This window comes from Iningainema tapete BLCC-T55 (assembly GCF_014698965.1).
Classification (GTDB): domain Bacteria; phylum Cyanobacteriota; class Cyanobacteriia; order Cyanobacteriales; family Nostocaceae; genus Iningainema; species Iningainema tapete.
In genome coordinates this window covers 73,391-88,976 of sequence record NZ_JACXAE010000049.1, presented here as the reverse complement: position 1 = coordinate 88,976, position 15,586 = coordinate 73,391, and the positions used below count along the sequence as shown (strand labels likewise).

18 protein-coding genes and 1 pseudogene are annotated in these 15,586 nt (G+C 41.8%); 10 read left to right on the top strand and 9 right to left on the bottom strand.

All coding sequences use genetic code 11. The features are described 5' to 3' along the window. Positions 1-138: 138 nt before the first annotated feature. On the top strand, positions 139-759 hold the full coding sequence (locus tag ICL16_RS13850) for a CP12 domain-containing protein (RefSeq protein WP_190828522.1): 621 nt from the start codon (positions 139-141) through the stop codon (positions 757-759). Positions 760-865: 106 nt separating this feature from the next. Here the strand turns inward: ICL16_RS13850 and ICL16_RS13845 are convergent, their stop codons facing one another. From ICL16_RS13845 to ICL16_RS13825, 5 genes are all read right to left on the bottom strand, one after another. Then, entirely contained in the window at positions 866-1,981 is a 1,116-nt protein-coding gene (locus tag ICL16_RS13845; RefSeq protein WP_190828628.1) for an LptF/LptG family permease, read from the bottom strand. 85 nt (positions 1,982-2,066) lie between these two features. Continuing rightward, on the bottom strand, positions 2,067-2,795 hold the full coding sequence (gene lptB / locus ICL16_RS13840; RefSeq protein WP_190828516.1) for an LPS export ABC transporter ATP-binding protein: 729 nt from the start codon (positions 2,793-2,795) through the stop codon (positions 2,067-2,069). A gap of 63 nt (positions 2,796-2,858) precedes the next feature. Beyond that, positions 2,859-3,347, bottom strand: coding sequence for an LptA/OstA family protein (locus tag ICL16_RS13835; protein ID WP_190828514.1), 489 nt, complete (start codon positions 3,345-3,347; stop codon positions 2,859-2,861). A gap of 201 nt (positions 3,348-3,548) precedes the next feature. Beyond that, the gene (locus ICL16_RS13830) at positions 3,549-3,932 is read right to left on the bottom strand and encodes a DUF309 domain-containing protein (RefSeq protein ID WP_190828512.1); all 384 of its coding nucleotides are present in this window, start codon (positions 3,930-3,932) and stop codon (positions 3,549-3,551) included. Continuing rightward, the gene (locus tag ICL16_RS13825) at positions 3,929-4,294 is read right to left on the bottom strand and encodes a ferredoxin thioredoxin reductase catalytic beta subunit (protein ID WP_190828627.1); all 366 of its coding nucleotides are present in this window, start codon (positions 4,292-4,294) and stop codon (positions 3,929-3,931) included. The genes ICL16_RS13830 and ICL16_RS13825 overlap by 4 nt, the downstream gene beginning before the upstream one ends. 253 nt (positions 4,295-4,547) lie before the next feature. Here ICL16_RS13825 and ICL16_RS13820 point away from each other — a divergent pair, with 253 nt between their 5' ends. Then, positions 4,548-5,417, top strand: coding sequence for an SGNH/GDSL hydrolase family protein (locus tag ICL16_RS13820; RefSeq protein WP_190828510.1), 870 nt, complete (start codon positions 4,548-4,550; stop codon positions 5,415-5,417). Between the two features lie 14 nt (positions 5,418-5,431). Here ICL16_RS13820 and ICL16_RS13815 read toward each other — a convergent pair whose 3' ends face one another. The 3 genes from ICL16_RS13815 to typA form a co-directional block, all read right to left on the bottom strand. Next, on the bottom strand, positions 5,432-5,884 hold the full coding sequence (locus ICL16_RS13815) for a type II toxin-antitoxin system VapC family toxin (RefSeq protein ID WP_190828508.1): 453 nt from the start codon (positions 5,882-5,884) through the stop codon (positions 5,432-5,434). Beyond that, positions 5,865-6,092 carry a hypothetical protein gene (locus ICL16_RS13810; protein WP_190828506.1) on the bottom strand — a complete coding sequence of 76 codons (228 nt, stop codon included), beginning with the start codon at positions 6,090-6,092 and terminating at the stop codon, positions 5,865-5,867. Before ICL16_RS13810 ends, ICL16_RS13815 begins: the two co-directional genes overlap by 20 nt. A 150-nt stretch (positions 6,093-6,242) precedes the next feature. Further along, on the bottom strand, positions 6,243-8,033 hold the full coding sequence (gene typA / locus ICL16_RS13805; RefSeq protein WP_190828504.1) for a translational GTPase TypA: 1,791 nt from the start codon (positions 8,031-8,033) through the stop codon (positions 6,243-6,245). 294 nt (positions 8,034-8,327) lie between these two features. Here typA and ICL16_RS13800 point away from each other — a divergent pair. The 5 genes and pseudogenes from ICL16_RS13800 to ICL16_RS13780 all read left to right on the top strand — a co-directional run bounded on the left by ICL16_RS13800 (position 8,328) and on the right by ICL16_RS13780 (position 10,030). Continuing rightward, positions 8,328-8,656: pseudogene (locus ICL16_RS13800) on the top strand (type II toxin-antitoxin system RelE/ParE family toxin). Between the two features lie 4 nt (positions 8,657-8,660). Further along, the gene (locus ICL16_RS13795) at positions 8,661-9,020 is read left to right on the top strand and encodes a helix-turn-helix domain-containing transcriptional regulator (RefSeq protein ID WP_190828499.1); all 360 of its coding nucleotides are present in this window, start codon (positions 8,661-8,663) and stop codon (positions 9,018-9,020) included. Between the two features lie 169 nt (positions 9,021-9,189). Continuing rightward, positions 9,190-9,360 carry a hypothetical protein gene (locus tag ICL16_RS13790; protein ID WP_238360768.1) on the top strand — a complete coding sequence of 57 codons (171 nt, stop codon included), beginning with the start codon at positions 9,190-9,192 and terminating at the stop codon, positions 9,358-9,360. 9 nt (positions 9,361-9,369) lie between these two features. Then, the gene (locus ICL16_RS13785) at positions 9,370-9,714 is read left to right on the top strand and encodes a type II toxin-antitoxin system RelE/ParE family toxin (protein WP_190828497.1); all 345 of its coding nucleotides are present in this window, start codon (positions 9,370-9,372) and stop codon (positions 9,712-9,714) included. After that, positions 9,686-10,030, top strand: a complete 345-nt coding sequence (locus ICL16_RS13780; RefSeq protein ID WP_202895540.1) for a helix-turn-helix domain-containing transcriptional regulator — start codon at positions 9,686-9,688, stop codon at positions 10,028-10,030. The genes ICL16_RS13785 and ICL16_RS13780 overlap by 29 nt, the downstream gene beginning before the upstream one ends. A gap of 131 nt (positions 10,031-10,161) precedes the next feature. Here the strand turns inward: ICL16_RS13780 and ICL16_RS13775 are convergent, their stop codons facing one another. Beyond that, a complete protein-coding gene (locus ICL16_RS13775; protein ID WP_190828495.1) occupies positions 10,162-11,181 on the bottom strand; it encodes a ribose-phosphate pyrophosphokinase in 1,020 nt (339 codons plus the stop codon). Positions 11,182-11,779: 598 nt separating this feature from the next. On the opposite strand from ICL16_RS13775, the gene ICL16_RS13770 reads away from it, so the two are divergent. Genes ICL16_RS13770 through ICL16_RS13760 form a run of 3 tightly spaced genes read left to right on the top strand, consistent with a single transcriptional unit; the run spans position 11,780 to position 15,572 of the window. Then, entirely contained in the window at positions 11,780-13,540 is a 1,761-nt protein-coding gene (locus ICL16_RS13770; RefSeq protein WP_190828493.1) for a serine/threonine-protein kinase, read from the top strand. Between the two features lie 32 nt (positions 13,541-13,572). Continuing rightward, the gene (gene bioD / locus ICL16_RS13765) at positions 13,573-14,256 is read left to right on the top strand and encodes a dethiobiotin synthase (RefSeq protein WP_190828622.1); all 684 of its coding nucleotides are present in this window, start codon (positions 13,573-13,575) and stop codon (positions 14,254-14,256) included. 53 nt (positions 14,257-14,309) lie between these two features. Then, the gene (locus ICL16_RS13760; RefSeq protein ID WP_190828491.1) at positions 14,310-15,572 is read left to right on the top strand and encodes a M20 family metallopeptidase; all 1,263 of its coding nucleotides are present in this window, start codon (positions 14,310-14,312) and stop codon (positions 15,570-15,572) included. Positions 15,573-15,586 lie beyond the last annotated feature (14 nt).

Sequence of the window (15,586 nt, the reverse complement as noted above, 5' to 3'; positions counted from 1 at the left end):
CTGACTTGAGCTTTAAGCCTTGAACTTCAGTTCAAGCCTCAAAATGTTTGTTTAGATATAATTTGAATTTGACATCTGTTCTAATTTATGGTGGTGGATGGGCAAGAATTCCACTCCATTAAAAAGGAGATGTTAGCAATGAAAGCTGAAGACATCATGACTACAGAGGTAGTGACAATTCGCAGTTCAGCGACTGTTGCTACTGCAGTGAGGCTGATGAAAGAAAAAGGTCTGCGAGCTTTGATTGTGGATCGTGCCTATGACAATGATGCTTATGGCATTGTTACAGAAACAGATGTTATTTACAAGGTAACAGCTTACGGAAAAGATCCTAAGCAAGTGCGTGTTTACGAAATTATGAGCAAGCCTTGCATTATTGTAAATCCTGAGTTAAGCGTGGAATATGTAGCACGGTTATTTGCTAATACTGGTATCCGTAGAGCGCCTGTAATTCAAGGCAAGCTGTTGGGCATCATTTCGGTGACGGATATTCTCACCAAAAGCAACTTTGTCGAAAGTCCAATTGTGCATGTGTTTGAGCAGAAAATTCAAAAAGCGATTGAGGAGGCACGTAGCACTTGTGCTATTAATGGGGCTGTTTCTAGTGAATGTGCAGATGCTTGGGATGAAGTGGAAGAGCTTCAGGCACAAGCAGCTCATCAAAAAGCTGAGCATATGGAGCCTGCCAAAACTTCCTTTGAGGAATACTGTATAGCAAACCCAGATGCACCTGAATGTCGAATTTTGATTGAAGATTAGCAGGAATGGGGCATCGGGCATCGGGTATCCGGCTAGGTAAGAAATAATTAATCTTCTCTAACCAGTTCCCATTGCCCAAAGCCCATTGCCCAAAGCCCATTCTTTTTCATCTTTTTGCTACCCGCATTAATAAGAAAATACTGATTCCTAATCCTAAAAAGTTTGCCAACCAAGCTCCGATAAAGGGAGAAAAAATCCCTGCCTCTGCTAATGCTCCAGAAATAAAATATACTATGTAGTAAGTAAAAATAACTATAACACTAATACCAAAACTGGTTGCTCTGGCAGTACGCTGGGGTATAGTTCCCATTGCTGCTCCAACTAAGCCAAAGGCTACACATACAAATGGGATAGCGATTTTTTGTTGAATCCGAACTTCGAGTTTACGAATTTTTCTCTCATCTGCGCCCAGGCGTTCAACTTCCAGTTGTTCTAAGGCTTGGGCAATATTCATCTCACCGTAGTCTCGACTTTTCTGTGCTAAATCTAATGGTGTACGGGGTAATTTCAATTGTTGGTGTTCAAAGCGCAATATGTTACGGTAAGAGCGATCGGGCGCAACTAGATATATTGTGCCGTTAGAAAAATCCCAGACATTTTGTCCTGGATTCCATTCGCCTGATTCTGATACGATGATTTGATTCAAGCCTTCACGGGAACGGTCTATAATCGTTAACCCTTTCATCCGCTCTCCATCAAACTCATCGGCGTAGAATAGACGTGCTAGAATCTTAGACTTTTTCCCATCCTGCTCAACCTGACGGTATTCTGGATAGAAGATGTTTTGCTGTTTGGCGATAATTGGCTTGTCAGACTTTAATGCTTTATTCAAGATTTGAGTTGCTTGATATTTTGCGGCTGGTGCGATTTGTTCATTAAACGCAAATGTCAATCCTGTGACCACTAAACTTAACATTACAGCTGGTAGTACCATGCGATAGACACTTACCCCACAGCCACGTAAAGCGACTAGTTCACTTTGGCTGGAAAGACGACTGTAAGTCATCAATGTAGCCAGTAATGTGGACATAGGGAAAGATAAAACGACAAACTCTGGCAGCCTTAATAAAAAAACGTGAATGGCAATACTAATCGGTAGTCCGGATTCTACTATTTTCCGTACTAAGTCAAACATCGCATCAACTGTTACACCTAGTGAAGAGAAAGCCCCAACGCCAAATAAAAACGGTGGTAGCAATTCGCTGGCTAGGTAACGATCCATGATCGAAAAAGGCAGCAGTGTATTAAGTGTGTAAAAAGATGACTTGAGCTTTTTTGATGTCATATTGCAATTGATGGTGGATACTTCACATTTGGAAGTTGTCACCTAAGTAGTATTGCCTTACTAAGGGGTTACTATAAAGTTCTTCGGCAGTACCCGAAGCCAGGATTTGCCCTTCGCGCATTATATAGCCACGATCTGTAATGGCAAGGGTTTCGCGGACGTTGTGATCTGTGATTAGTATACCCATGTTGCGATCGCGCAATCGCGCCACAATTTGCTGAATTTCTGAGACTGCAATGGGATCAACTCCGGCAAATGGTTCGTCTAAAAGTAAAAATTGTGGTCCTTCTGTTCCTGCTGCTAAGGCTCTGGCTAATTCTGTTCGGCGTCTTTCTCCTCCTGAAAGTTGAATTCCTTTACTGTTAACTACTTTTTCCAAACGGAACTCCCGGATTAAAGTTTCCATTCGCCTTCCCCATAACCAACGTGGCACATTAGTTTGCTCAAGCACTAGAAGTATATTATCTCGCACACTTAGGGAGCGAAAAACACTTGCTTCCTGCGCTAGATAACCAATACCCATTCGCGCCCTTTTGTGCATTGGCTGATTAGTAATATCTATATTATCCAACCAGACAGTCCCTCGCTCCGGTTTTTCTAAACCTGTAGCGATGTAAAAAGTTGTTGTTTTTCCTGCTCCATTAGGACCTAGTAAACCGACAATTTCACCTTGGGCGACAGAGAGGTTTACCCGATTTACAACAACTCTTTTACCGTAAGATTTGTGAATATTCTCTAAGATAATTCTCACAACTTAAACCAAGTTCTAGAGTAGTGCTGAGTATTTTTTCCATAATACCCAGTACCAGTAAATTTAATTAGTACGCTTTAATGCAGGTGTTTTTGGGGCTGGTGCTTTAGCCTGATTGGGTGTGTCATTAACAATGTAGGTAGTTTCTACCTGTCGATTAGCTTTGGGTTGAGCAATAAATCTTCCTTCATCAATGAGATAAGTAACAGTTTCTCCGCGAATACTACTGCCATCCTGTTGCAAAATGTAGACGTTACCGCTCATAATAATGCGACGTTCTTTATTAAAGAATTGAGCTTGGGCTGCTGTTGCTTGGATTTGGCGTGCTGGATATGATAATTGGACATTACCACGAGCTGTCACTACTTGAGTTTTCGAGTCGTATTCTTGTACATCAGAGCGGATTGTCAGTGGACGATTTTCCTTGGGTGCTTGAGCGATCGCACTTTGTAGTTGGGTAGGAACTGCGATCGCACTGCAAACTAACGCTGGGATTACAGCTAATCCAAAGCGACTTATATGGGATGGAGATAATTGATAACGGGGTTTCATAACAAATTGAACTTTATGATTTTTGCTTGTATTTTAATTGTTAGCTAATGTGCTTTTATTTTGCAGTCTTTTTTACGTCAGGTACTCACAACGCAGAAAATCTCTACCTTCTGACTTCCGGAAAGACGTTTTGGCGCGATTTACAGTAGAGACGTTGCGCCGAAACGTCTCTACTATCAATTACAACCACTGACGCTTTTCCTACCGATAAGGTTTCGCTACCAGTTTAATTACATGCTGAGCCAGATGAGAAGCAGTAGTCTGTTTTACTCCGTTTTGTTGTACTATCTCCAACAAAACCCCACTTTGATTCAATAATTCATCTACATCAATCCCACTATATATAGATGGGTAGCGGCGTAGACGATTGCGTCCTTCTCCCAGCAAAATTGCTGCACCTCTTAGGTTACCGTTACCTAAATGATACAGCGCCACAGCGATTTGTAAAATTCCTTGATAAAAAGTTTTTTCAGGCTCTGTTGCTTCGATCCACAAAGCCTCTAAAGTATCATGACAGGCATAGAACTCCCCAGCATTGAACTGCTCTACACCTTGCCAAAACTGCTGGGGTATTTCTTCGCTCATGACATGCTATCGCGCACTTGTTTAATAGTTTCTAAAGAAATTTCTTGTTTATCACCTGCAAATTCATTGTCTGGTGTGAGGAATAGCATACAATGACACTCTTTGCGCTCACGCATTGGCACACAGGGACAGTTCCAAAAAGTAGCGTTCACCTCAGCTTCTTTATCTTCGTAGTGACGACAGGGACATAAAGGAGCGCCAAGTTCATCTTTGTGCTTGGCAAGTCCTTCGATCACTACTGCGGTAACAGAGGGTTCTGCACAGAAGTAAGTTCCGGTGCGCTTGGCATATTGCTCAGAAAAATGCCGCATTGCCTCTAAGTTTTTATCGGTGGATTTTGTGTTAACCTCTGGTGATATCATGGGTTGTCGGCTACTCATTTTTTAAATATATCTTTGCATTGTACCTCAGCCTTACAACGCTAGGACTAGGGACATTCCCCCCTTTTGAGTAGAAGTGGGGAAGTAGGGGAGTGGGCAAGTGGGAGATTTTGCCCTTAAGTACGGTTAATCCCCCTCCACTATCATGACTATTAAGTTATGTTAAAAGAGTGTAAAGCAAAGTTAAAAAGAAATTTGCATTGATTCTTCGTATCCGTCGAAACTGATAGCAACAGTGAAAAAAAGAATTTTTATATTAGGACTTGCTCTTTTATCTTTAATTATGGTGATGGCAGTTTCTCAACAGAGTTCCGCTCAAATCAATGAACTCTACGTTTTTGGTGATAGTCTCTCGGATGTTGGCAATATGTTTCGCGCTACAGGTGGAACATATCCCCCCAACCCTCCTTATTTCAAAGGGCGTTATTCAAATGGTTTGGTTTGGGTAGAATATCTAGCTTCCTCATTGGAAGCAGCAAGCTCGCCTGAAAATAACTTTGCTTTTGGTGGTGCAACTACGGGAAGCAACAGCATGAATGGAGTACCAGGTTTATTGACGCAAGTCGATAGCTTTACAAAAGCTAATCGAAAGATAAATCCAAATGGGCTATTTCTTGTCTGGGCAGGAGCCAATGATTATCTTTATGGCGCTAGTAATCCTACTCAGTCAATCGAAAATTTATCGAGGGCAATTGAGTCTCTGTCTAAATTGGGCGCTAAAAAAATTATGGTGGCTAACTTACCTGATTTGGGAAAGATTCCAGCCACAAGTAATACTTCTAGTTCCAGCTTACTCAGTTTTGTGGCGAAAGCGAGTAATCAAACCTTGGCAAAATCTCTTGATTTTCTCAGTAAAAAGTTAGATTCTCACACCCAGATTATTGCACTTGATGTATATTCCTTATACAACGAAGCCTTTAGAGAACCTAGTAAATTTGGTTTCATCAATGTGACCAGTGCCTGTTTCAATAATATTACTACCTGCGATCTTCAAGACAAGTTTTTGTTTTGGGACGGTATTCATCCAACAACTGCTGCACATCGGGTATTGGCAGAAGCTGCCCTAAAAGCACTCAAAGCACCTTCATTGAATCCAACCATCTAATACTTTTGTCACACTCATTCTTGTAAAGGTAGCAAGGTGATGAGATGAGCAAATCTGTTAAAGTCAGCAAGATTATGGGTAAGTAGCTTTGTGATATTATAAGCCTGCATGGTTGCCACAATGTTAGCATCATGAATTTGTCTACCAGCAACAGCTACTTGCTCCACTAGAGTCAGTAAGTTTTGGGTGACTTGAGGATTATCTTCAGCGACTCTGAATCTATTTTCAAAAAACCGAATCTCTGTAGTCAATGTCAAGATTGGGATAGGGTTGATTGTTGTTTGTGGACGGGTGAGAGTTGCCAGATATTCCCGCAACACTTGTCGGCTAATCCACAACTCTCTTCCCACTTGTTCTTGTGCCTGTATCTTGTTAAGAGCAGTTAAGTGAAAAGGTGATTCTAAAATACTGGCATATATAAGGATGTTACTATCAATAAAAACAGCATCAACGACCGTCGTCACCATACATATCCTCACGCCTTAGAGAAAAATTTTCTGGCCAAGAGCCAATGCTAATCACAGGGAAATCTTGTAAACGAGATTTTTCTTTTTCAATAGGGCGTTCTTCTATAACTAGAACAACTTGGTATTCTCCCTCAGGCATGTTGCCTGGGATATTTACCGTTAACTCACCACTAGCAGTAATTTTTGCTGTAGTTTGAAGGGTTTTCATAATCATTAACTCTCCAGATAATATATACCTTGGATCATAGCGGTGATTTGAAGCGCGATCGCTTCATAAATCAAGTAGGCAAGGCATATGCCCCACCTACAGTAAAAGTGTATTTACATGGAATGTCGATCTAAGCGCCCGTCTTTGTCTCTACCTTTTAACCAGCTTCTTCGTCATCTTGCGCAAACGAATTGACTGAGGAGTTACTTCCACCAATTCATCTGGTCCAATGTATTCCAAAGCACGCTCTAAACTCATATCTACAGGTGCTTGCAACTGTACCAATTCATCACCGCCGGAGGCGCGGTGGTTGGTAAGTTGCTTAGTCTTACAGACATTGAGTTCTAAGTCTTGAGGACGATTGTGTTCGCCCACAATCATGCCTCTGTAAACTTTAGTACCAGGGGTAATAAAGAACAGTCCTCTATCTTCAGCATTCTTCATGGCATAGAAGGTGGAAACGCCTTCTTCAAAGGAGATTAAAACACCTTTGTTACGAGCTTCAATATCACCACTGAGAGGACGGTAGTCAAGGAAGCTATGATTCATGATACCTTCACCCCGTGTCATCCGCATGAACTCACCCCGGAAACCGATTAATCCACGGGCGGGAATGACAAACTCTAGCTGGGTGCGTCCATTACCACCAACTTGCATATCTTGCATTTCACCTTTACGTTGTCCCAGTCGTTCAATACAACTGCCAACTGCGTCTTCGGGAATGTCAAGTACGAGAAGTTCGTAAGGTTCGCAAGGTTGTCCGTTGACTTCGCGGTAAATTACCTGTGGCTGGGATACTTGAAACTCGTAGCCTTCTCGACGCATGGTTTCAATTAAAATCCCCAAGTGTAGTTCTCCACGACCGGAAACTAGGAATTTATCGGGGGAGTCGGTTTCTTCAACACGCAGGGCGACGTTTGTTTCTAATTCTCGCATTAGGCGATCGCGCACTTGCCGTGATGTTACCAACTTTCCTTCTTGACCTGCAAACGGTGAATCATTTACCCAGAAGGTCATTTGTAAGGTTGGTTCATCTACCTTAATTAATGGCAAAGCTTGTGGTTCATTGGGGCAAGTAATTGTTTCCCCGATATTTGCGTCAGCGAAACCAGCTACTGCAACAATATTACCTGCAGTTGCTTCTGCGATTTCAATTCGCTTTAAGCCCTCAAAACCCAACAACTTAGAAATTTTTCCCTTGACAATTTCGCCTTTTTCTGTTACTAAAGCTGCTTGTTGACCAGCACGGACGATGCCATTATGAATTCTACCAATTACAATTCGCCCCAAGTACTCTGAGTAATCTAGGGTTGTGACTTGCAATTGTAATGGCTTGTCGGGGTCGCCCACTGGAGGTGGAACATGGCGTAAAATTGCGTCAAACAGAGGTTGCATATCCTTGGGTTCATCATCCAAGCTGTCTTTAGCGTAGCCATTTAAGCCGGAGGCGAACAGATAAGGGAAATCACACTGATCGTCATCAGCGCCTAATTCCAAGAACAGATCCAATACTTTATCGATCGCGCCATGAGGATCTGCTTGGGGACGGTCGATTTTATTCACTACAACAATGGGGCGCAGTCCTTTTTCCAAGGCTTTTTTCAGCACAAACCTTGTTTGCGGCATGGGACCTTCATTTGCATCGACTATCAGGATACAACCGTCAACCATACCCAGTACCCGTTCTACTTCACCGCCAAAGTCAGCGTGTCCTGGGGTATCGATAATGTTAATTAACGTCTCTTTGTAGCGAACAGCGGTGTTTTTGGCAAGAATGGTAATACCTCGTTCACGTTCGAGGGTATTGGAGTCCATGACGCAATCCGGAACGTCTTCCCCTTCGCGGAAAATGCCGGATTGTTTGAGAAGACCATCAACTAGGGTAGTTTTGCCGTGGTCAACGTGGGCGATGATGGCGACGTTGCGAATAGGGAGCGTCATAAGATTTGGTGAACTTTAATAGAGATTTTTAGATTTATATACGGTGGCTGACTGTTTTAACAGAATTTAGGTGAATTAGTCAATTCTGTAAATAACCTTTAATAATTCTATCTTATTCTTTATAGTCCTGGTGTTTATCCGGCAACTAACTGCTAAGACAAGAGAAAATACCCAGAAAATTACTAAAAAGATGTTAAAATTAATACATCAATGTTAGCTTGACAGAGTGGTAGGTAAGAGCTTGCGTAGTTAAGATGATCACACTCGCTCTATTATTATGAAAACTTTATAATTATGGAAGCACAACCACGGGAAATTCAAAGCTATGTTACACCTGATAGCATTCCTTTTGATGAGTGGTTTCTTGCTTTAAGGAATGGTAAAGCCAAAACCATAATTAATAAGAGACTCGACCGAGTTAGTGCGGCCAATCTAGGTGACTATCGCTCAGTAGGAGAGGGAGTTTGTGAACTTAGAATTGACTATGGAGCAGGACAGGATACAGAGTTTATTTTGGACAAATTGGTACAACAATTGTGCTTCTGCTCTGTGCCGGAGATAAAAGCACTCAAGACCAAGATATTGTGAAAGCAATAGAATACTGGAAAGACTATAAAAGTTAAAACCATGCCCAAAAGTTTACCTTACCATGACTTTCTTATTTCACATCTCAAAGATCCAAGTTATGCTGCGCTGTGTCTTGAGACTCATTTTGAATTAGAAGAAAATGAAGCGCTTGAACCTGAACTACTTCGACTGGCTTTAAGCAATGTAGCTGAGGCTCTTACAGAACAAAACATGATACCAGAACAAGCAAAAATACATCTACAACTAGATAAATTGCTTTCCCAACAAGGAAGCGAGGCAATTTATAACTTAGGAAATTGGTTAAATGCTCTGGGGTTAAAACTAACTGTGAATGTTATCCAGAAGGGAGAAAATAGCATCACAAATGCTACCACTAACTCTGAATTAACCGTTTTATAAATTTTAATTTTTGATGAAGAAGTAAAATTTAATACTGAGATTATAGAGCAAGTTCGCCCGTGTAAGTTAATAATGCTAAAATTGCACAAAGCAGCAATTTAAAAGGTGAGGCGGCATGGAAAAAATTGAAGTTGAAATCTAAAAACAAACCCTTGCTCGTGCTAAGTTTTTGGCTGATACTCGTCAAATTTCATTGCCAGAAATGATTGCAGAAGTCATCAAACTACTAGCAGCTACAAAAGTGACCAAAGACCCTTGGGTGGGACTATTTGCTAAGGAACCTGAGTTAGTAGACGAGATACTTGAGGAAGCTATAAGAAATCGTGCTTCTAGTTATTAAATCAAAAAAATGGAAGCACAACCAAGGGAAATTCAACGCTATATTACATCTGATGGCAAAGTTCCTTTTGCTGAGTGGTTTGATTCTTTGCGAGATACTAATGCCCAAGCTAAAATTATATCTAGGCTTAACCGAATGACTGCTGGTAATTTGGGAGACTATCGCTCAGTTGGAGAAGGAGTTTGTGAACTTAAAATTAATTATGATCCTGGCTACCGCGTCTATTTTGGACAAATAGGCTCAACAATTGTGCTTCTACTATGTGGTGGAGATAAAAGTACTCAAAATCAAGATATTCGCCAAGCTAAAGAATATTGGGTAGATTATGAAAAACGTGAAAATACCAACGAGTGATAGTTATCATGACTATTTGATTGAATCTCTCAAAAAAAAGCCAGAACTGGCTGCTGCTTATATAACAGCGACATTCGAGGAAAAAGATCCTGAACCTGAACTGCTAAAAATGGCGCTAAGTCATGTAGCAATTGCTCTTGCAGAACAAAACATGACACCAGAGCAAGCAAAACAACATTTAGAAAAATTAGATGAATTGCTTTCTCAAAAAGGAAGCGAGGCTATTTATAATTTAAGCAATTGGTTAAATGCTCTGGGATTAAAACTAACTGTTACTGTTGCCCAAGCAGAGATAGCAATCCTAAATCATTCGTAAACAACAAGATCCCCGACTTCTTTAAGAAGTCGGGGATCTGAGCCTCCTAGCATCACAAATGCCACCAGTAACTCGGAAATAACTGTTTAAAAAACACGGAGACGAGGGTTGTGCCTCCGTGTCTTGTTGTATTAGCGGAACATACTGCTAACTGAGCTATCTTCGTGAATCCGCCAGATGGTTTCACCTAGCATATTAGCGACAGAAAGCATGACTAGTTGGGGAAAGCGATCGCTCTCGGCGATCGGAATCGTGTTTGTGACAATTACTTCCTCAAACAAACCAGTTGACAACCGTTCAATTGCAGGTGGAGAGAACACGGCGTGAGTTGCACAAGCATATACATGAGAAGCCCCTTCCTCACGTAGTAACCGCGCTCCTGCACTGATAGTTCCTGCCGTGTCAATCATGTCATCCACTAGCACCGCAGTTTTACCCTTAACATCACCGATAACATTTAATACTTCGGCAACATTATGAGCTTGACGACGTTTATCAATAATTGCTAGAGGCGCATCATCGAGCTTTTTCGCTAATGCTCTAGCTCGTGCAACACCCCCGACATCTGGAGAAACTACCACAATGTCAGAAAGTTGTTTACTTACTAGATAATCCAGCACCACTGGAGAACCATAAATATGATCCAGAGGTATATCAAAATAGCCTTGAATTTGCGCTGAGTGCAAATCCATTGCTAGAATGCGGTTAGCACCTGCTTGGGTAATCAGGTTAGCAACCAATTTGGCTGTAATTGACTCTCGTCCTGCAGTTTTGCGGTCGGCACGAGCATACCCATAATAAGGAATTACTGCTGTCACCTGTCGAGCTGAGGCTCGACGACAAGCATCAATCATAATCAGCAATTCCATCAGATTGTCGTTTACAGGATGACAACAGGGCTGGATTAAATAAACATCACAGCCCCGAATTGATTCCTGTATTTGAATGTATAGTTCTCCATCCGCAAATCGTTTGCGGATCATTGGTCCCAAATCCATCCCCAGGTAACGAGCGACTTCTTGAGACAGTGGTACATTGGCTGAGCCAGAGAACAGTCGCAAACGACTATTGTCAATTAGTGCTGTTGCAGCTGGCTGTACTTTTAAAGTTGTTGCAGAACTGAGCACAGCAGATCCTCGATGTGCATTCATGGCAATCTTAATTATTAGATATTTTGCAGATTTATCGTTCGATAGTTAGAGCAATAATCCTTCCTTTGGAAACGCTGCACAACCCTATCTTTAAAGAAGTTTGAGCCTTTCATAAAAACTTTAAATGTTTTTTCATCAAACTATAATTTTTACTTTTTGCCATATTATTGAGTTAGGTGAACCAATGACAGCTTAACTGAACCTCAAGTCTATTAACTAGGTCTAATTTTTAGGTCTTTTTGAGTCAGGTAAAAAAAACCGTATAACTCCTGATTCTTCACTCCTTATCTTTATCCCAACTTCATACTTGGGAAAAATCTTTTAAGATACACCCCATACTGACGTTTTTACTTACAGCGTTCGGCTTAGTAGAGTTGTCAGATATCTTATGATACACCTGTAAAGAGTAAGAAGGACAGTAGAAATTGTAAAAATATAGTAATGCAAGTCTTTTATGCTTTACTTGAAATGCACTTCTCTATGGGAGTTACCCCCAACTTCGATAGAAAAGTTTTACTATCAAGTGTAAATTGTCAGGAAACAGTCTATCCTGAGATGAATTCCTCCTATTAGTGCTATTAAATTAAAGAAATCGAAGATGCGACCACCGATTACCGCTGGCACTATCCTGCAAAACCGTTACCGTATAATTCAAACTCTGGGTCAAGGAGGATTTGGGAGAACCTATCTAGCAGAAGACCAGAGGCGCTTTAACGAACTTTGTGCCATTAAAGAACTGATGCCCACAGCAACAGGAACTGAAGCTTGGGAGAAATCACTCGAGCTTTTCCAGCGAGAGGCAGCAACACTATATAAAATACAACATCCACAAATACCGCAATTTCGGGAAAACTTTGAACAAGACCAGCGCTTGTTTCTAGTGCAAGAATATATCGCGGGTAAAACTTACCGTACAATACTTGATGAACGCAAAGCTATTGGTGGCGCGTTCACCGAAAGAGAAGTTTTGCAGTTGATGCGCTCCTTATTGCCAGTATTGGAGCATATTCACAGCCGTGGCATTATTCACAGGGATATCTCCCCAGATAATATCATTTTACGCAACCCTCCCATGACCACCCCTTCTGAAGGGGGGGCTGTGGGGGGTACACCTGTTTTGATTGATTTTGGTGTAGTCAAAGAAATAGTCACTCGAGTGCAATCGCCCAATACTACCACAAACGCCACTAGTGTAGGAAAATTGGGTTATGCACCCAATGAGCAAATGCAAACGGGTCGAGCCTATCCTAATAGTGATTTGTACGCACTAGCAGTAACGGCGATAGTTTTGCTGACTGGTAAAGAACCAAATGAATTATTTGATGAAAACCAGTTAACTTGGAATTGGCAACCTTGGGTAACAGTCAATCCACAATTTGCTTCTGTGTTGAATCGGATGTTGAGTTATCGACCTAGTACTCGCTACCAAAATGCTAACGAGGTATTGCAAGCACTACAAGAGCAAAAAAGTCCCACTTCTAATGTATCTAATGTACAAACAGTAGCCGTCGCCCGTCGCCCCGATCCTCCCGTGCAACCAAAAGCCCCGCTACCTCATCAACCAGCAAGAGCAATTCCCGAACCTGCTAGTGGATCAATTTTAGATAATCCTTGGGCAATGGCAGCAATTGGCATTACTGTTTTTATTCTAGCAGGAGTTGGTTCTTGGGCAATTGTTAGTTCCATCCGCAATCAATCTAGAGAACCATCACAAGCAACAGCACCACAAACTTTTCCTTCTCCGGTGATTTCTGGTGCAACACCAACACCCACACAGACACCTCAAGCCGATATATCTACACCCACTCCGACACCGACTCCGACACCAACAAGCAGTAAACCGATCATCAAAATTAGGCGTCTCAATTTCGGTTTATCGAATACAGTTAACAAAGAAGGTACTTTGCAAGCAAATGAAATTATCCGCTATAATTTTTTCGCTAGGAAAGGACAACAGTTAACAGCTTTGTTTGCTCAAGAAGGTGGCGTTTTACTCTCAGTTCTAGGTCCAGATCGACAACCGATTGAAGATAATGCCAAGCTTGTCACATTTTATCGCGGAGAATTGCCTGTTACTGGTAGTTACAGTATTGAGTTAAGTCCTTTATCTGGAGTTTCCGAAAGCGACTATAGTCTTAATGTTGGTTTAGAAAATTTAGTTGAACCAACACCAACACCCACTCCTACAGAAATACCTTTACCAACGCCTACAGAGTCTCCAATTATACCTACAATAAGTCCCACTTTACAACCGCCTGTACAGCCATATCCTACGCCAAATCCTACTACACCTGGTTATAATTTGGAGCAACCGCCCGGTGGAATACCAACGCCAGAGCTAATTCAACCACGTTCTTGATAGACGTTCCCACGGAACGTATCTACGTTATGATTAATTCTCTTTTGATTACAGCCACTGATACGGAATCTGGTAAAACTGTTTTAACAACAGCGTTATTTTCTTATTGGCAAAAATATTGTTCCCGTAGCTTGGGAATTATGAAACCAATACAAGCAGGAGTTGGCGATCGCGAGTGGTATCAAAAGTTATTTTCTTTACAGCAATCTCCTGAAGAAATTACACCATTATATTTTCAAGCACCTTTGGCTCCTCCTGTCGCTGCAGCCAAGGAAAATCGCACAGTAGATTTAGGTGTTGTTTGGCAAGCTTTGACAGCTTTGCGTCAGCGTCACGATTTTGTTTTAGTTGAAGCTTTGGGAGGATTAGGTTCTCCCGTTACTGATGAAATGACGGTAGCAGATTTAGCAGGATCATGGCACTTACCTACAGTATTGGTAGTACCTGTGAGATTAGGTGCAATTTCCCAAGCAGTAGCTAATGTGGCATTAGCTAGATTGACAAAAGTGCAACTAATCGGAATTATACTCAACTGCGTTCAACCGAGAACAGATGAGGAAATAGCTGAATTGACACCAATTGATTTAATTCAATCGCTGACTAACATTCCTGTCTTGGGCTGCTTACCTTACCTAGAGAACCCTGCTGATGTAAACAAACTTGCTCAAGTCGCTGCAAATTTAGATTTAGAGCGATTGCTACCTTTAGTTCTTTAGTTCTAGTGTGAGAATAGAAATACCACGACTACAATTTGAGAAAACTTTGAACAATGGTTTCTACATTTCCCCATCCTGCTGCTGACTTATCTCGCATCCGCCTCGACATTCGTTCATTACAACCTCAACTAGTGGAGTGGCGACGAAGATTACACCAACAACCAGAATTAGGTTTTAAAGAAAAACTCACTGCTGAGTTTATTACACAAAAGTTGCAGGAATGGGGAATTGAGCATCAAACTGGCATTGCTCAAACGGGTATTGTTGCGATTATTTATGGTAAGAGTTGTTACCAGGCAGAGCCTGGGGGGAGGCATTCCCAAGCTCTGCTTGGGAACGAGTCGTCGAGGGTGTTGGCAATTCGGGCAGATATGGATGCTTTGCCGATTCAAGAACTAAATGAGGTATCCTATAAATCGCAGCATGATGGAGTGATGCACGCTTGTGGACATGATGGACATACGGCGATCGCACTAGGTACAGCATACTATCTTCATCAACATCGAGATAGTTTTACTGGTACTGTAAAAATTATCTTCCAACCTGCAGAAGAAGGACCAGGAGGCGCAAAGCCGATGATTGAAGCTGGGGTACTGAAAAACCCAGATGTAGATGCGATTATCGGTTTGCACTTGTGGAATAATCTCCCCTTAGGGACAGTGGGTGTGCGTGCCGGGGCATTAATGGCGGCTGTAGAGTTGTTCAACTGTACAATTTTAGGTAAAGGTGGACATGGTGCGATGCCACATCAAACCATTGATTCGGTTGTAGTTGCTGCCCAAATTGTTAATGCCTTACAAACCATTGTCGCTCGGAATGTTAGTCCGCTAGACTCTGCAGTAGTGACAGTTGGTGAACTACATGCGGGAACAGCACATAATGTGATTGCTGATACTGCTAGGATGCGTGGCACTGTCAGGTATTTTAACCCAGAGTTTGAAGGCTTTTTTCACCAACGAGTAGAGCAAATAATCGCAGGTATTTGCCAAAGTCATGGTGCTAGTTATGACTTTGAGTACTGGCGTTTGTATCCACCCACAATTAATGATGCTGGCATGGCGGAATTGGTACGTTCAATTGCAGAAGAAGTGATCGAAACTCCTGTTGGGATAGTACCAGAATGCCAAACTATGGGTGGTGAGGATATGTCTTTCTTCTTACAAGAAGTTCCTGGTTGCTACTTCTTTGTTGGTTCGGCAAATCAAGCAAAAAACTTAGCCTATCCCCATCACCATCCCCGTTTCGATTTTGATGAGACAGCTTTGGCAATCGGTGTGGAGATTTTTGTTCGCTGTGTGGAAAGGTTTTTTAGTTGAGTTTAAACGTGTAT